General features: G+C 56.7%; 13 protein-coding genes and 1 other annotated feature. Of the genes, 7 read left to right on the top strand and 6 right to left on the bottom strand.

What is annotated here, in order from left to right:
* Positions 1-5 precede the first annotated feature (5 nt).
* The 3 genes from trpCF to K7H21_RS16200 are packed head-to-tail and all read right to left on the bottom strand — an operon-like array spanning position 6 to position 4,525.
* On the bottom strand, positions 6-1,364 hold the full coding sequence (gene trpCF, locus K7H21_RS16210; RefSeq protein WP_004121279.1) for a bifunctional indole-3-glycerol-phosphate synthase TrpC/phosphoribosylanthranilate isomerase TrpF: 1,359 nt from the start codon (positions 1,362-1,364) through the stop codon (positions 6-8).
* 3 nt (positions 1,365-1,367) lie between these two features.
* Positions 1,368-2,963 carry a bifunctional anthranilate synthase glutamate amidotransferase component TrpG/anthranilate phosphoribosyltransferase TrpD gene (gene trpD / locus K7H21_RS16205; protein WP_223035220.1) on the bottom strand — a complete coding sequence of 532 codons (1,596 nt, stop codon included), beginning with the start codon at positions 2,961-2,963 and terminating at the stop codon, positions 1,368-1,370.
* Positions 2,963-4,525 carry an anthranilate synthase component 1 gene (locus K7H21_RS16200; RefSeq protein WP_004121274.1) on the bottom strand — a complete coding sequence of 521 codons (1,563 nt, stop codon included), beginning with the start codon at positions 4,523-4,525 and terminating at the stop codon, positions 2,963-2,965. Before K7H21_RS16200 ends, trpD begins: the two co-directional genes overlap by 1 nt.
* 35 nt (positions 4,526-4,560) lie before the next feature.
* Positions 4,561-4,656 (bottom strand) — a sequence feature (Trp leader region).
* Between the two features lie 227 nt (positions 4,657-4,883).
* Here K7H21_RS16200 and rnm point away from each other — a divergent pair.
* The 6 genes from rnm (at position 4,884) to K7H21_RS16170 (ending at position 12,578) form a co-directional block, all read left to right on the top strand.
* Entirely contained in the window at positions 4,884-5,753 is an 870-nt protein-coding gene (gene rnm / locus K7H21_RS16195) for an RNase RNM (RefSeq protein ID WP_004121271.1), read from the top strand.
* 9 nt (positions 5,754-5,762) lie between these two features.
* On the top strand, positions 5,763-6,383 hold the full coding sequence (locus K7H21_RS16190) for an L-threonylcarbamoyladenylate synthase (protein WP_004121270.1): 621 nt from the start codon (positions 5,763-5,765) through the stop codon (positions 6,381-6,383).
* Positions 6,384-6,793: 410 nt separating this feature from the next.
* The gene (rluB, locus tag K7H21_RS16185) at positions 6,794-7,681 is read left to right on the top strand and encodes a 23S rRNA pseudouridine(2605) synthase RluB (RefSeq protein WP_004121268.1); all 888 of its coding nucleotides are present in this window, start codon (positions 6,794-6,796) and stop codon (positions 7,679-7,681) included.
* A gap of 165 nt (positions 7,682-7,846) precedes the next feature.
* Positions 7,847-9,211, top strand: a complete 1,365-nt coding sequence (locus tag K7H21_RS16180; RefSeq protein WP_142445370.1) for an MFS transporter — start codon at positions 7,847-7,849, stop codon at positions 9,209-9,211.
* 18 nt (positions 9,212-9,229) lie between these two features.
* Positions 9,230-11,587, top strand: coding sequence for a beta-glucosidase family protein (locus K7H21_RS16175; RefSeq protein ID WP_004121262.1), 2,358 nt, complete (start codon positions 9,230-9,232; stop codon positions 11,585-11,587).
* A gap of 16 nt (positions 11,588-11,603) precedes the next feature.
* Positions 11,604-12,578, top strand: a complete 975-nt coding sequence (locus K7H21_RS16170) for a helix-turn-helix transcriptional regulator (protein WP_142445369.1) — start codon at positions 11,604-11,606, stop codon at positions 12,576-12,578.
* Here K7H21_RS16170 and cobO read toward each other — a convergent pair.
* Positions 12,550-13,140, bottom strand: coding sequence for a cob(I)yrinic acid a,c-diamide adenosyltransferase (gene cobO, locus K7H21_RS16165; protein WP_004121259.1), 591 nt, complete (start codon positions 13,138-13,140; stop codon positions 12,550-12,552). The two genes, K7H21_RS16170 and cobO, sit on opposite strands and share 29 nt — an antisense overlap.
* Positions 13,137-13,898: a YciK family oxidoreductase gene (locus tag K7H21_RS16160; RefSeq protein WP_004121257.1), complete on the bottom strand. Its 762-nt coding sequence runs from the start codon at positions 13,896-13,898 to the stop codon at positions 13,137-13,139. Before K7H21_RS16160 ends, cobO begins: the two co-directional genes overlap by 4 nt.
* A 254-nt stretch (positions 13,899-14,152) precedes the next feature.
* Between K7H21_RS16160 and sohB the strand changes: the two genes are divergently transcribed.
* On the top strand, positions 14,153-15,199 hold the full coding sequence (sohB, locus tag K7H21_RS16155; protein WP_032741869.1) for a protease SohB: 1,047 nt from the start codon (positions 14,153-14,155) through the stop codon (positions 15,197-15,199).
* A 56-nt stretch (positions 15,200-15,255) separates the two neighbouring features.
* On the opposite strand, the gene K7H21_RS16150 is transcribed toward sohB, so the two are convergent.
* On the bottom strand, positions 15,256-15,507 hold the full coding sequence (locus K7H21_RS16150) for a YciN family protein (protein ID WP_004101388.1): 252 nt from the start codon (positions 15,505-15,507) through the stop codon (positions 15,256-15,258).
* Between the last annotated feature and the right edge of the window lie 332 nt (positions 15,508-15,839).

The following is a 15,839-nucleotide window of genomic DNA, read 5'->3' as shown; positions in this document are numbered from 1 at the left end:
GCTCCTTAATATGCGCGCAGCGTTTGAAATACAGAGGACAGTTTGCTGGCATCTTTAATACCCGGCTGCGACTCTACGCCTGAATTAAAATCGAGTCCGGCACAGCCGCTTTTGGCGGCTTCCACACAGTTATCGGCACCGAGGCCGCCTGCCAGCAGAACGTTCCGCAGGTCCTGACCTTGCAGCAGCGACCAGTCGAAACGCTGGCCGGTGCCGCCTTGACCATTGTCGAAAATATATTTATCGACGTGATGCAGATTGCGCTGCGGTAGGGTTTCGCCGACGCTGAGGGCCTTCCAGATTTGCACCGTTGCCGGAAGTTCGGCGCGCAGGGTATCAATATAGGCCTGGTCTTCGCTGCCGTGCAGCTGTACCGCGGCTAAGCTCAGATTTTCCACGCGGGCGACAACTTCCGCCACCGGGGTATTGCGAAACACGCCGACGTAGCTCAGTGGCGCGCTATCGATGACGGCTTTCGCCTGAGCGTCATTCACCGCTCGCGGCGACGTCGGGACAAAAATCAGGCCGCCGTAGATCGCGCCGGATTCATACGCCACCTGAGCATCCTGGGGGCGGGTCAGGCCGCAGACCTTATTCTCGCCGAGCAGCACGCGCTTCACGGCGGCGTTCAAGTCGGCGTGCTCCATCAGCGCTGAGCCAATCAGGAAACCATTGGCGAAGTGGCTTAGTTCACGCACTTCTGCATAGGTATGGATACCGGACTCGCTGATCACCGTGACCTCATGACCGAGCTTAGGCGCCAGGGTGCGGGTACGGTTGAGATCAATCGACATATCGCGCAGATCGCGGTTGTTGATGCCCACCACTTTCGCCTTCAGCGCAATCGCGCGCTCCAGCTCCTCTTCATTGCTCACTTCGGTCAGCACGCCCATGTTCAGGCTATGCGCAACGGCAGAGAGCTGGCGATACTGCTCATCATCCAGCACTGAAAGCATCAGCAGACAGGCGTCGGCCTGGTAGTAGCGCGCCAGGTAAATCTGGTAAGGATCGATGGTGAAGTCCTTACACAAAATCGGCTGTGGCGCGACCTTGCTGACGATCGGCAGAAAGTCGAAGCTGCCCTGGAAATATTTCTCATCGCAAAGCACCGAGATAGCCGAGGCGTAGTGCTTGTAGACGCCGGCGATGGCCGCCGGGTCAAAATCATCGCGAATCAGCCCCTTTGATGGCGAGGCTTTTTTGCACTCGAGAATAAACGCGGTGCGGGTTCCGGCGAGGGCGTCATAAAAATTGCGCTGCGTCGGTACCACTTCATTTTGAAAACTGGCTAACGGTTGTTGTTGTTTGCGGGCTTCTACCCAAATCGCTTTGTCGGCCACGATTTTTGCTAAAACGGTCTGCATTATTTACCCTCTTGCCGCTAATGCGGTCACTCTGTCATAGGCCGCTCCGCTGTGCAGCACATCGATGACCTGCTGCGCGTTGGCCTTCAGATCTTCGTATCCATGTAAACGCATCAACATGGCGACGTTGGCGGCAACGGCGGCTTCGTGAGCGGTCTCGCCTTTACCTTGTAGCAAGCGCGTAAGAATGTCACGGTTTTCTTCCGGCGTGCCGCCTGCCAGCTGCTCCTGATGGTAAGGCGTCAGGCCAAAGTCGGCGGCGGTCAGCTGGTAGCTCTTGATTTCGCCATTGTTCAGTTCCGCGACCACCGTCGGCGCGTGCAGCGATACTTCATCCATACCGCCGCTATGCACCACCGCGGCGCGCTGGTAGCCCAGCACGCGCAGGGTTTCCGCAATCGGCAGCACCAGTTCAGGGCTATAAACGCCAATCAGCGCCAGAGGAGGGTGGGCCGGGTTGATCAACGGCCCAAGCACGTTAAACAGGGTGCGGGTTTTGAGCTGCTGACGGACCGGCATCGCGTGACGGAAACCGGTGTGATACTTCGGGGCGAACAGGAAGCAAACGCCCAGTTCATCCAGCGCCTGGCGAGATTTATCGGCATTCATATCGAGGTTGATACCGAATGCCGCCAGCAGGTCGGACGATCCAGATTTACTCGATACGCTGCGGTTGCCGTGCTTCGCGACCTTCAGGCCGCAGGCGGCGGCAACGAAGGCGCTGGCGGTCGAAATATTGATACTGTTGCTGCCGTCGCCGCCGGTACCAACGATGTCGGCAAAAGGGTAGTCCGGGCGCGGGAACGGCGCGGCGTTTTCCAGCAGCGCGGTGGCGGCGCCAGCGATTTCCTGCGGATGCTCACCGCGCACCTTCATGCTCACCAGCGCGGCGGCCAACTGCTCGGGTTTGACTTCACCGCGCACCACGGCAGAGAACAGCTGATGGCTCTCCTGCTGGCTCAGGGTTTCGGCCTGGTACAGTTTTTCCAGAATCGGCTGGAGGGTGTTGGTCTGCTCCAGCTTCTGCAGCGCCCAGGCCAGGGTTTGCTCCAGCAGGCGTGCCCCCTGGGTGGTCAGAATTGACTCAGGGTGGAACTGGAAGCCGCAGACGCGATCCGCGTCGTGACGCACCGCCATCACCATTCCGTTGAAGTGGGCGTTGATGGTGAGTCCTGCCGGGATATTGCTGCCCACCAGCGAGTGATAGCGGGCCACCGGCAGCGGGTTGCTCAGACCGGCAAACATCGCCTGTCCGTCATGTTCAATACTGGAAGCCTTACCGTGGAGGATTTCGCCGGCCTGGCCGACGTAGCCGCCGTAGGCTTCGACAATCGCCTGGTGGCCGAGGCAGATACCGATAATCGGCAACTTGCCGCGCATGCGGGTTAGCAGCTCTGGCATACAGCCGGCTTCGCTCGGCGTCCCCGGACCGGGAGAGAGCATCAGTACCGGGTTTTTCATCGTGCCGATGCGCTCAATCAGCGCCTGCGCCGGGACGGAGTTGCGGTAAATCACCACGTTATGGCCGTTCGAACGCAGCTGGTCTGCCAGGTTATAGGTAAAAGAATCGATATTATCGAGCAGCAGAATGTCGGCCATTAGAAAATCTCCTTCGCGTGGTGGGCCTGGGCGATAGCGCGCAGCACCGCGCGAGCTTTATTACGGGTTTCATCCGCTTCTGACTGGGGAACGGAGTCGAGCACGATACCGGCGCCGGCCTGGACGGTGGCGACGCCATCCTGCACGTAGGCGGAACGGATAACGATGCAGGTATCGAGGTCGCCGTGGGCGGTAAAGTAGCCCACCGCGCCGCCGTAGCTGCCGCGGCGTTTGCCTTCAGCGGCGGCGATAAGCTGCATGGCGCGCACTTTCGGCGCCCCGCTGAGGGTGCCCATATTCATACAGGCGCGGTAGGCATGCAGAACGTCAAGATCGCGGCGCAGCTCGCCAACCACGCGGGAGACGAGGTGCATCACAAAGGAGTAGCGGTCGACTTTGGTCAGGTCGGCGACGTAGCGGCTACCCGGCGTACAGATGCGCGCGAGGTCGTTACGCGCAAGATCGACCAGCATCAGATGCTCGGAGAGCTCTTTATGGTCGGTGCGCATCTCCAGCTCAATGCGGCTGTCGAGATCGCGATCCAGCGAACCGTCGGCGCGACGGCCGCGCGGGCGGGTACCGGCGATCGGGTAGATTTCAATCTGGCGATTGGTGGCGTCATACTTGAGAGAGCTCTCCGGAGAAGCGCCGAACAGGGTGAAATCGTTGTCCTGCATAAAGAACATGTACGGGCTCGGATTGCTTTTTTTCAGCACATCATAAGCGGCGAGCGGCGACGGGCAGGGCAGCGAGAAGCGGCGCGACGGCACGACCTGAAAAATCTCGCCCGCGCGGATGGCGCGCTGCATTTTACGCACCACGGCGCCGTACTCTTCGTCGCTCTGGTCGCAGTCGCAGCGCATCTCGGCAACCGTAGTCACCGGCAGCGGCAGCGGCGGCTCGTTCAGCTGCTGACGAAGCTGAGCGATCCGCTCAAGCAGACGCTGCTTTTCGCTTTCCAACGGCGTAAACAGGCTCGCCTGGATACGGGTGTTTTTGGTCTGATGGTCGATAACCAGCAGCGTTTCCGCGAGATAGAAGCAGTAATCCGGGCAGGCGGTGTCGTTTTCCAGCGATGGCAGGTCTTCAAAACCGGCGACCAGGTCATAGGCGAACAGGCCGCCGAAGAACATGGCCTCGCGCTCGTCCTGCGGAACGGTAACCAGCTCCTGCAGCAGGCGAAAAGCATCGAAGACCGAGAGTGAACATAAGCGGGCATCTTCATCTAACAGCGCGCTGACCGGCGGGAAGGTTAATACCCGGCTATTTGGCTGACGCTGATTATTGATGCCAGCGGGCAGGGCGCTATCCAACAGTTCCAGCAGCGCCGTACCGTTGGCGGACAATGAGTGAATAGTGACAGTGTCACCAAGTGCGGTAATGCGCAGGGCGCTGTCCACCAGCAGCAGGCTCTTTAAATCATCCTTGCTGTCGATATCAGCGGATTCCAGCAGTAGGGTGGCTGGACGCGCGCCGCAGATCTGGTGGAACAATGCCGTGGGGTTTTCCCGATAGATGGCGTCGCTGGTGAGAAGCTCAAGTGCCGGTTTTGATGTTTGCATTATTGTTGTCGCCTGTTCGCTATAATAATTTGTCCAATAAAAAGCCCGCTCATTGGCGGGCCGGGTATCTGTATGCTGAGTGCAAAACGCGATCACGCCGCCCGATAACAGGAGGTGCGCCACCAGCCGTGCAGAGTGATAAATTGCGTTTTCATCGTTAATACCCCTTCATGTGAACTTGCGTACTAGTTAACTAGTCCGGGAGATTAAAGTCAACCCCTGTTTGCAGATTTTCTCTCTGAGTCGGTATGATGATGCGCTTATTGATATCCTGAATCACTTAAGCTGCAGAATCACAGTCAATCTGCCTGTGACTTAAAGTATGACGGGTACAGGTTCATGTCCAGCAGGAGTCATCTTGAGCAACACCAATTACGCAGTGATTTACGACCTGCACAGCCATACTATCGCCTCTGACGGGCGTCTGACTCCAGAAGAACTTGTCCATCGCGCCCACCAGATGCGCGTCGGCACCCTGGCGATTACCGACCACGATACCGTGGCGGCAATTCCCGCGGCTCAGGCTGAAATTGAACGCGCCGGCTTACCGCTGGCGCTGATTACCGGGGTGGAAATTTCCACATTGTGGGAAAATCATGAAATTCACATTGTCGGGCTGAATATCGATATCGGCCATCCGGCGATGACCGCGCTGCTTGATGAACAGAAAGCGCGTCGCCAGATGCGGGGCCAGCAGATTGCCGAGCGGCTGGAAAAAGCGCGGATCCCCGGGGCCTGGGAAGGGGCGCTGAAGCTGGCGGACGGCGGTGCAGTGACGCGCGGCCATTTTGCCCGTTTTCTGGTGGAGGCCGGCTATGCCAACAACATGGCTGACGTTTTTAAGAAGTATCTGGCGCGCGGGAAAACCGGTTACGTTCCGCCTCAGTGGTGTACAATAAAACAAGCGATTGATGTCATTCATCATTCTGGCGGTAAGGCGGTCATTGCCCATCCCGGGCGCTATGACCTTTCCGCCAAGTGGTTGAAACGTCTGTTGGCCCACTTTAGCGAACAGGGCGGGGATGCGATGGAGGTGGCGCAATGTCAACAGGCGCCGCACGAGCGCGCTCAGCTTGCCGCTTACGCCGTGCAGTATGGCCTGGATGCCTCGCAGGGGTCTGATTTTCATCAGCCCTGTCCGTGGATCGAACTGGGCCGTAAACTTTGGCTGCCCGCGGGCGTAGAAGGGATCTGGCGCAGTTGGGAAGTGGCCGTAGAACAAAATTGAGAGGGAAATATGAGCCAGTTTTTTTATATCCATCCGGAAAACCCGCAGGCGCGGTTAATTAACCAGGCGGTGGACATTGTGCGTAAAGGCGGGGTCATCGTCTATCCGACCGACTCCGGTTATGCCTTAGGCTGTAAAATTGAAGATAAAGGCGCGATGGAACGGATTTGCCGGATCCGTAATTTGCCAAACGGTCACAACTTTACTCTGATGTGCCGCGATTTGTCCGAGCTATCGACCTATTCATTCGTCGATAACGTGGCCTTTCGTCTGATTAAAAACAATACGCCGGGTAACTACACCTTCATCCTCAAGGGCACCAAAGAAGTCCCGCGCCGCCTGTTGCAGGAGAAGCGTAAGACTATCGGGATGCGCGTGCCGTCCAACCCGATTGCGCAGATGCTGCTGGAAACATTGGGTGAGCCAATGCTTTCCACTTCCTTGATGCTGCCAGGTAGCGACTTTACCGAATCCGATCCGGAAGAGATCAAAGATCGTCTGGAGAAGCAGGTGGACCTGATTATTCACGGCGGCTATCTGGGCCAGCAGCCGACCACGGTTATCGATCTTACCGAAGACGCGCCGGTCGTAGTGCGTGAAGGTGTCGGGGACGTGACGCCGTTCCTGTAATGACGCCTGTTTCCATGGAAGGAATCGTCATGTAATGAATCCCCGCTCGCCGCTTTTATTTGCCGCCGTTCAACGCGGCGCAATGCCGCGCGCCTTTTCATGGTTCATCCTCTGCAAAAGACCCTATTGTGCTACCTGGCTTCCATCAGCGCGCCATGCGCCCGGACGGAGGTGCGCGGTAAGTTGTGCTATGCTCGTAACGCAAAGAAGCATTCATCTTAAAGTTCGTGTACCATGTTCGCCCACGCGAGAAGGCGTGTCTCTGTTATGTCTGCTGTTGCAACATAGATAACGGCACGCGCTGATGCAAAAAAATTTTACAGAACAGGGTGTTAGGTTTCATTTTGCCTCACGTCCTGTTTTTCGAAGTATACCAGACGCCTGGGAAGGCGACACCTTAAGGAAGCTCAATGAGCGAGAAATTACAAAAAGTGCTGGCCCGCGCTGGCCACGGCTCCCGCCGTGAAATCGAAGCCAAAATCGAAGCTGGCCGCGTCAGCGTCGATGGCAAAATCGCCACCCTTGGCGATCGCGTTGAAATTGTCCCGGGTTTAAAAATTCGTATCGACGGTCACCTGATCTCGGTGAAAGAGTCTGCGGAACAGATTTGCCGCGTGCTGGCCTACTACAAGCCGGAGGGTGAGCTCTGCACCCGTAACGACCCGGAAGGACGTCCGACGGTGTTCGATCGTCTGCCAAAGCTGCGCGGCGCGCGCTGGATTGCCGTTGGTCGTCTGGACGTGAATACCTGTGGCCTGCTGCTGTTTACCACCGATGGTGAACTGGCGAACCGCCTGATGCACCCGAGCCGCGAAGTGGAACGTGAATACGCAGTGCGCGTGTTTGGCCAGATAGATGATGACAAGCTGCGCCAGCTTTCTCGCGGCGTGCAGCTGGAAGACGGCCCGGCAGCGTTCAAAACCATCAAGTTTACCGGTGGCGAAGGGATTAACCAGTGGTATAACGTCACGCTCACCGAAGGACGTAACCGCGAAGTTCGCCGCCTGTGGGAAGCCGTTGGCGTACAGGTCAGCCGCCTGATCCGCGTGCGCTACGGTGATATTCTACTGCCGAAAGGCCTGCCGCGCGGCGGCTACACCGAGCTGGACCTGGCGCAAACTAACTACCTGCGTGAGCTGGTCGAGCTTACGCCGGAAACCACCTCTAAGGTCGCCGTCGAAAAAGATCGCCGTCGTATGAAGGCCAATCAGATTCGCCGCGCGGTTAAGCGCCACAGCCAGGTGAGCAATAATAATAACAACCGTCGTTCCAGCAGCCGTAATAACGGTAACGGTTAATTATTCCAGTTCCGGCGGTCACCGCCGGAATTCTCCCTCCTGTGACTCCTTTCACACTTCTGCATAAAGACAAAAAACAGGAAATGCCCGGACAAATAACGCAAAGCGGCGCGCCAGGCGACGCCATATACTGAGGCCACTGATTATATTAACAGGTAGCCTAAAATGGAAACAGCAGGAAAACTTTCGGCAAGCTATGTGGTTATCGGCGTTAAAGAAAAAATAGGGTACGGTTTTGGCGATTTCGCCTCTAATTTATCCTTTGGTTTCGTTTCTCTGTTTTTACTTTTTTTCTATACCAATATTTACGGCATTAGCGCCGTACAGGCGAGCCTGATCTTTGTTATTGCCCGCGTGGTTGATGCGGCATTTAATATTCTGATTGGTTTTGCCATCGATAAAACCCACAGCCGCTACGGTAAGCTTCGACCCTGGTTGTTGTATGGTTCAATTCCGCTCGGCTTCTTAACGGTGCTCTGCTTTGTGCCTTTCGGCGGTGAGGCCAAATTCTACTTCGCACTGATTTCCTATACTATTTATTGCCTGGCCTATACGGCGGTAAATACGCCTTATTCGGCGCTGACCAACCGTTTAACCCAGCATGAAGCCTCCCGTTCATCGCTGTCGGTATACCGGTTTGTCCTGGCGATTGTTGGCTATCTCATTGTGTCCACTACCGCGGACAGGCTGATTTCCCCGTTTAGCGATAAACAGCTGGGGTACGTCTTCGCCGTCTCTTGCTTTGCGCTGCTGGCGACGTTTTTGTTCCTTGCCTGCTTCGGGATGACCAAAGAGCGCGTTGGTGAAGAAGAGGAAGAGACTCCGGCGCCGACGCTGCGGGAAATGTTGAAGGCGGTGGCAGGCAACGCGCCGCTAATTAACCTCTCGATGTTCACCGTCTTTTTTTATATTGCCTATACCGTGTGGATGGCGATCGCTATTTACTTTATCAAATATATAATTGGTAGCGAAGGTTTTACCTCAACCTTCTTTATGATTCAGTCGGCGGCTTATATTGTCGGTACCGTTATTTCGGAAAAAATCATTGCGTTGATAGGTAAAAAGAAAATGACGCTGGTGGCGCTGTCGATCGGCGTTGTGGGCGTACTGATGCAATATTTTATTGCCGGCGACAATATCTGGCTGATCATGACCGGCGTGTGTCTGTACAGTATTACGCTGGGGATGGGTTTCGTTTCAATGTGGTCAATGATTGCCGATACCGTGGAATATGCCGAGTGGCACCATGGGGTGCGCACCGAAGGCGCAATTTACGGTTTCTTTAATTTCATTACCAAAATAGCGATGGCCATCGGCGGCGGCTGCGCGGGCTGGATGCTGGACTATTACCACTATGACGCGGGCAACATTACCGCCAGCGCGATTAACGGCATTAACGTACTGATGACGCTATTCCCCGGCGCGATGTTTGCCCTCAGCGCCCTCTTTGTCGCCTGCTATTCGCTGGATGAAAAAAGCTATCGCGATATTGTGCAAAAGATCAGCCTGCGTAAACAGAACGCGCTTTAACCTCAGGGAGTCAGAGAGATGAGTAACGATTTTAACACCACCCTTGCCGCGATGAGCGCGGAAGAGAAAGTAGCGCTGTTGACCGGCAGCGGTCTGTGGCGCACCGCCTCGCTGCCGCAGCACGGTATCGAAGATATCATTATGACCGACGGCACCTACGGCGTGCGCTACAGTAGTGCGCAGATTGATGGCCGGGAAAAGTGGAGTATGGATGATTTTATCTCGGTCATCACCCAAACCGCAGACCAGGCCAGCGCGGAAGAGCCTGTCGCGAAAGGGGGTAGCGAGGCGCTATTCAGCACTTCGCTACCGGCGACCTGCTTTCCAAACGGTTCCAGTCTGGCCTGTAGCTGGGACGTGGAGCTGGTGCATCAGATGGGGGAAGCGCTGGGGCGAGAGTGTCAGCAAATGGGCGTCGGGATCCTGCTCGGGCCCGGCATTAATATTCGCCGCACGCCGCTGGCCGGGCGCGGCTATGAATATTACGCCGAAGATCCGGTGGTCAGCGGCGATATTGCCGCTGCGCTGATCAACGGCCTGCAGCAGGAGGGCGTCGGAGCCAGCCTGAAGCATTTTGCGGCCAATAACTCGGAATATCGCCGCACGGAAATGGATTCGATCATTGAAGAGCGTGCGCTACGGGAAATCTACCTGGCAGGTTTCCAGCGGGCGATTGCAAAATCCCAGCCGTGGACGGTGATGTCCTCCTACAATCGTCTTAACGGCGTACAAACTTCGCAGGATCCATTTTTACTCACTCAGGTATTGCGCGATGAGTGGGGATATGACGGCCTGGTCATGTCCGACTGGTATGGTATTAAAGATCGTCCCGCTTCGTTGATGGCGGGCAACGACCTGGCGATGCCGGAAACCCGCCGTGATAAACAAAGCTTGCTGGCGGCTATCGAAGGCGGAGAAGTTCCGATGGCGGTGGTGGACCGCGCTTGTCTACGCATGTTGGAACTGCTCGACAAGGTTCAGCGCCATCGCCGCCCGCAAACGCGAGCCGATTTTACGGCGCACCACGCGCTGGCGCAGCGGCTTGCCGGTGAATCCATCGTCCTGCTGAAAAATGAAGAGGGTCTGTTGCCGCTGCGTCCGGAGAAAACGCCGCGCATCGCGGTGCTGGGTAAACCGGCGCAGGAGCCGGTGATTCAGGGATCCGGATGTGCGACCACGGTACCGTATCTTCTCGATCGCCCGCTGGATGAAATTTTCGATCTCGCCGGGGACGATTTTAGCGTCACCTCGGCCGTAGGCGCGCCGGACGATCTGCGCGATGACGAACAGGCGCTGGCGCAGGCCTGCCGCGTGGCAAAAGAGGCAGACGTGGCGGTACTCTTCGTCAGTACTGCCGTAGGCGAAGATGGCGAAAATGGCGATCGTCAGGATCTGCATATTCTGCCGGTGCACGAACGGTTAATTCGCGAAGTGGCGACGGTCCAGCCGAATATCGTGGTGGTGCTGGCGAATAGCGATGCGGTGGTGATGCCGTGGCTCGGCGAGTGCAAAGCGCTGCTGGAAACGTTCTTTGCCGGGCAAGGGATGGGGCGCGCGGTGGCGGAAATCCTTTTCGGCCAGCGTAACCCCTGCGGCAAACTGACGGTAACGGTGCCTAATTCCCTGGAGGAAACGCCGGCCTGGCTGCACTATCCGGGCGAAAACCTGTGCCACTACTACGGAGAAGGGCTTTTTGTCGGCTATCGCTATTATGACAAACGTCGCCTGACGCCACAGTTTCCGTTTGGCTTTGGCTTAAGCTATACCCGGTTTGCGTACGATAATATCGCGCTATCAGCCTCCCGATTAGGCGCAGACGAGACGCTTACCGTGTCGTTCGACCTGACCAACTGCGGAGAGTATGCGGGCAAAGAGATCGTCCAACTGTACGTCAGCGCGCCGAAGGGGGAACTGATTCGCGAAGTGCAGTCATTAAAAGCGTTCAGCAAAGTGGTGCTGGCTGCCGGAGAATCCCGGCGCGTAAGCCTGCAGCTGCCCATTGCCGAACTAGCCTGCTACCATCCGGGCCTGGGCGATTGGGTGGTGACGCCGGGAATCTGGCAGGTTCGCGTCGGCGCCTCATCCCGGGATCTGCCGTTAATCGCGGAAATGGAGGTAGATTGTCCGCAGCGGTACGTACCGCTGCGCGATGATAACTCTCTACAACAGCTTATCCAGCAGCCGGAGGCCTTTGCCCGCGTCGTAATGCTGATAGCCGATAAGAGTCAGATGCCAGCGGAGCAGGTGCGTGAAAAACTGATTCGCCTGGCGCCGGATCTGTTCTGCGGACTGCTGATTGCGCTGACCGAATTCCTGGCGCTGGATATTGAGCGCGACGAGCTTAACGCGGTGTTGGCGGGCGCTAATCATTGCTAATGACAGGAGAGTGCGCATGTTCCCTTTTTCAGTGACTCATCCTCGTTCGGTCACCCAGACCGGACGACAAACGGCGAACAGCGGCTATGAGCTGATTGCCTTTGATGCCGAGAAGCTGAACGTGTTTGCCGCGGAGGTTCGCTACTGCGAGCCTCACTGGCATCCGGCTCCGGAGCTGATTACCGTGCTGGCGGGGCGATTTACGCTCTCTGTCGGTCAGCAGAGCCTGGAGCTGGCGCAGGGGGATATGCTGTACATCAATGCCGAAGAGGTCCATTCGCTTAGCGCGGAGATGGCGGGCAGTCAATTGGTCACCGTCCAGTTTTCACCCGGCCTGTTTGATGAGCTTCATCCCTCGCCGCAGCTGGACTGGAGTACTTGCGGACGGCCATACTCTACGGCAGACAGTGAGGTGCACCTACGGTTGGCGAGGCTACTGGAACAGCTAATTGACAACCACGCGCCGTTTCAGCGCATCGCGGCGATTTACCTGCTGCTGGATGCAGTCGTCTGCGCCGGAAAGCCGACGCGGCGCGCCGAAAGCTCGCTGCGTGACGAGGCGATGATCAAAAGAGGCATTGATTTTATTAATCAACACTTTGATCAGCCGCTGACCCTGAGCGAGGTAGCCTGCCATAGCGGGATGAGCTACTCCTGGTTCTCGCGGCTGTTCAAAAAGGTGAGCCGCTATAATTTTAAAGAGTATTTGACGCTGGTGCGGCTAAACAAAGCCCGCACCCTGCTGCGCGATACCCGCACGCCAATCACTGAGATTAGCCACAGCTGCGGCTTTCAGGAGCACAAGTATCTGATTGCCGCCTTTAATAAATACTGCGGCGTCACGCCAACCGAATACCGCAAGCGCTTCGTCTCACGGCTAAATATTCCCGAAAGCGAGCTGGCGCTGGGGGAGGACTGTCTGTGCCTGCCGCTCAATCATGGGTTGCTCGAACGGCTAGCGGCTAGTAGTCGATCCCTATCTGCGCCTTGATCCCGGCATCAAAGGCGTGCTTAACCGGACGCAGTTCGCTAACGGTATCGGCCAGTTCGCTAATTTCACGGTGGCAGCCGCGGCCGGTGATAATGACCGTCTGGTGGGCCGGGCGGTTGCGCAGCGCGGTAAGCACCTCTTCCAGCGGCAGGTAGTCGTAGGCCACCATATAGGTGAGCTCGTCCAGCAAAACGAGGTCGAGACTTTCATCAGCTAGCATGCGGCGCCCGTGCTCCCAGACCGCCAGGCAGGCGGCAGTGTCGCTTTCGCGATCCTGAGTATTCCAGGTAAAACCGGTCGCCATCACCTGAAACTCAACGCCGTGCGGCTCAAGCAGGTTGCGCTCGCCGTTTGGCCAGGTACCTTTAATAAACTGCACGACGGCGGCTTTTTTACCGTGCCCGACGGCGCGGGTGACGGTGCCGAAAGCGGCGGTGGTTTTGCCTTTACCGTTGCCGGTAAAGACGATCACGATGCCGCGCTCTTCCTGCGCGGCGGCGACGCGAGCGTCAACTTTATCTTTCACCCGCTGCTGGCGTTCGCGGTGGCGTTCATCACTCATTGTGCGATTCCTGGTTTGCGGCCCGGCTGGGCGTCAAAAGTCATTCCCGTCTTACGGCGGCTGTCGTCGCCCATCAGCCACAGATAAACCGGCATGATATCAGCGGGGGTTTTCAATTTTTGCGGATCTTCCGTTGGAAACGCATTGGCGCGCATTTTGGTGCGCGTGCCGCCGGGGTTGATGCAATTAACCCGCAGATGACGGCTCTGATACTCCTCGGCTAGCACCTGCATCATGCCTTCGGTGGCAAATTTAGATGCGGCGTAAGCGCCCCAGTTGGCGCGCCCCTGACGGCCGACGCTGGAGGAGGTAAAGACCAGCGAACCCGATTCGGATTTGAGTAATAAAGGAAGCAGCGCCTGGGTGAGCATAAAGGTGCCGTTAACGTTCACCTGCATCACCTGCTGCCATACCTCCGGCTTTTGCCGATCCATCGGGCAGACATCGCCCAGCAGACCCGCGTTGTGTAGCACCCCGTCGAGGCGCGGGTAGTGGATGGCGATCTTCTGCGCCAGCTGTTGACACTCCTGCGGCGTGCAGGTTAACAGATCCAGAGTAAACCAACGGGCGGGGATGCCGCCCGCTTGCTGAATCTCGTGCGCAACGCTGCGCAGCTTCTCTTCATTACGGCCGACCAGGATAACGCTGGCGCTATAGCGGGAATAGGTCAGGGCGGCTTCACGGCCTATGCCGTCGCTGGCGCCGGTAACCAGGATGATGCGATCCTGTAACAGGTGACGTTGCGGTTGATAGTGCACGGCGACTCCTCGGGCGATCTGCAGGCGATCGCGCTTGCTATTCGGTATTTCACTTTTGCGCTTTATGCCTGAAAGCGCCCGCTATTGCAATCGGCGAAACGGAAACTCTTCGCGGAATTAATATCTTGCAACGATTTCATCGTCGCTGAAAAAAACAGGAAGGCGCCTCGCACGCGACACAAAGCACAAAGACTTCTCGCCGATGGCTGATGTACACTGTGCGCCAACGTCAGCGGTTTACACAAGGTGAAAACGTGGAATTACTTGCTCAATATGGCCTGTTTTTGGCCAAAATCGCGACCATCGTTGTCGCAATTGCGGTTATCGTCGCCATTATTGTTAACCTGACTCAGCGCAAAAAACAGCGCGGCGAGCTGCGGGTAACCAATCTTAGCGAGCAATATAAGGAGATGAAGGAAGAGCTGGCGGCTTCATTGCTCGATGGGCCGCAGCAGAAGCTGTGGCATAAAGCGCAAAAGAAAAAGCTTAAGCAGGAAGCAAAAGCGGCAAAGGCGCGGGCAAAGCTGGGAACTCCCGAGCCGGACGCGAAACCGCGCGCCTGGGTGCTGGATTTTAAAGGCAGCATGGATGCCCACGAAGTCAGCAGCCTGCGCGAAGAGATCACCGCCGTTCTGGCGGCGGCAAAAGCGCGCGACCAGGTGGTGATTCGCCTTGAAAGCCCCGGCGGCGTGGTCCACGGCTACGGCCTTGCCGCTTCGCAGCTGCAGCGTCTGCGCGACAAACAGATCCCGTTAACGGTCGCGGTAGATAAAGTTGCGGCCAGCGGCGGCTATATGATGGCCTGCGTGGCGAACAGAATCGTCAGTGCACCGTTCGCTATCCTTGGCTCTATTGGCGTTGTGGCGCAGATCCCCAACATCAATCGTTTCCTGAAGAACAAGGACATCGACATTGAGCTACATACGGCCGGGCAGTACAAACGTACCCTGACGATGCTGGGCGAAAATACCGAAGAAGGGCGGCAGAAATTCCGCGAAGATCTGAACGATACCCACCGACTCTTCAAAGACTTTGTCCACCGGATGCGCCCTGGTCTGGATATCGAGCAGGTAGCGACGGGTGAACACTGGTATGGCGTTCAGGCGCTGGAAAAAGGCCTTGTTGACGCGGTGGAAACCAGCGATGAACTTCTGCTGGGCCTGATGGACAAGCATGAGGTTATCAGCGTGCGCTACCAGCAGCGTAAGAAAATGCTCGACCGGTTTACCGGCAGTGCGGCGGAAAGCGCCGATAAACTGCTGCTGCGCTGGTGGCAGCGTGGGCAAAAGCCGCTAATGTAAACAAAACAACGCGAGGCACCGGCCTCGCGTTGTCGTATTGGCCCTGCGCGCAGCGGTTAATCCGCCAGGTGATACTTATCAGACAGCTCGTGCGCGAGATATTTAAACATATTGAATACCGCCGTACTCTTCGCCGTTGGCAGTCCCTGTTCATCAAGATAAAACTCGCCGCTGAACACCAGCACGCCGTTACGCTGAACGACGTCGGTGGCCTCGATCCCGGCTAACGTATCTTCATGTTCGCGAATGAGTTTGTTGGCTTTTTCCAGAAGCGTCTGGCGATCGATGGGTTGGGTTGTACCTTGCATAAATGCCTCCTGTGATTCTTCGCGGCTAGTCTACGCCGCGCGACGACAAGGGGCAAATTTTCCATGGATCTTACAGGGGTAATCGCAGGAGCTTAATAAACATCAGTTTAGTGGCGGGATTTGCTTTTGCATGCTAATAAAGTTGCGTAACGAATTTTATCAGGTACAGTGTGACGCTTTCAGCGATCTGGCAACAGATTTGCTTGACATTCGGCCAAAAATTATTCGTGCTATGTCGCCTGGCAAGAAAAAGCCAGCAAACTCAGCTATCTGGTTTTATGGACGTGAAACCGGTGCAAAGGGTTGATATCCATCGATAACGACGCAACATA

Origin of the sequence: Klebsiella sp. CTHL.F3a (assembly GCF_019890895.1) — a bacterium.
Taxonomy (GTDB): Bacteria; Pseudomonadota; Gammaproteobacteria; order Enterobacterales; family Enterobacteriaceae; genus Klebsiella; species Klebsiella grimontii.
Note: the sequence above shows the minus strand (reverse complement) of the source record. Positions and strands in the feature narration are given on the sequence as shown.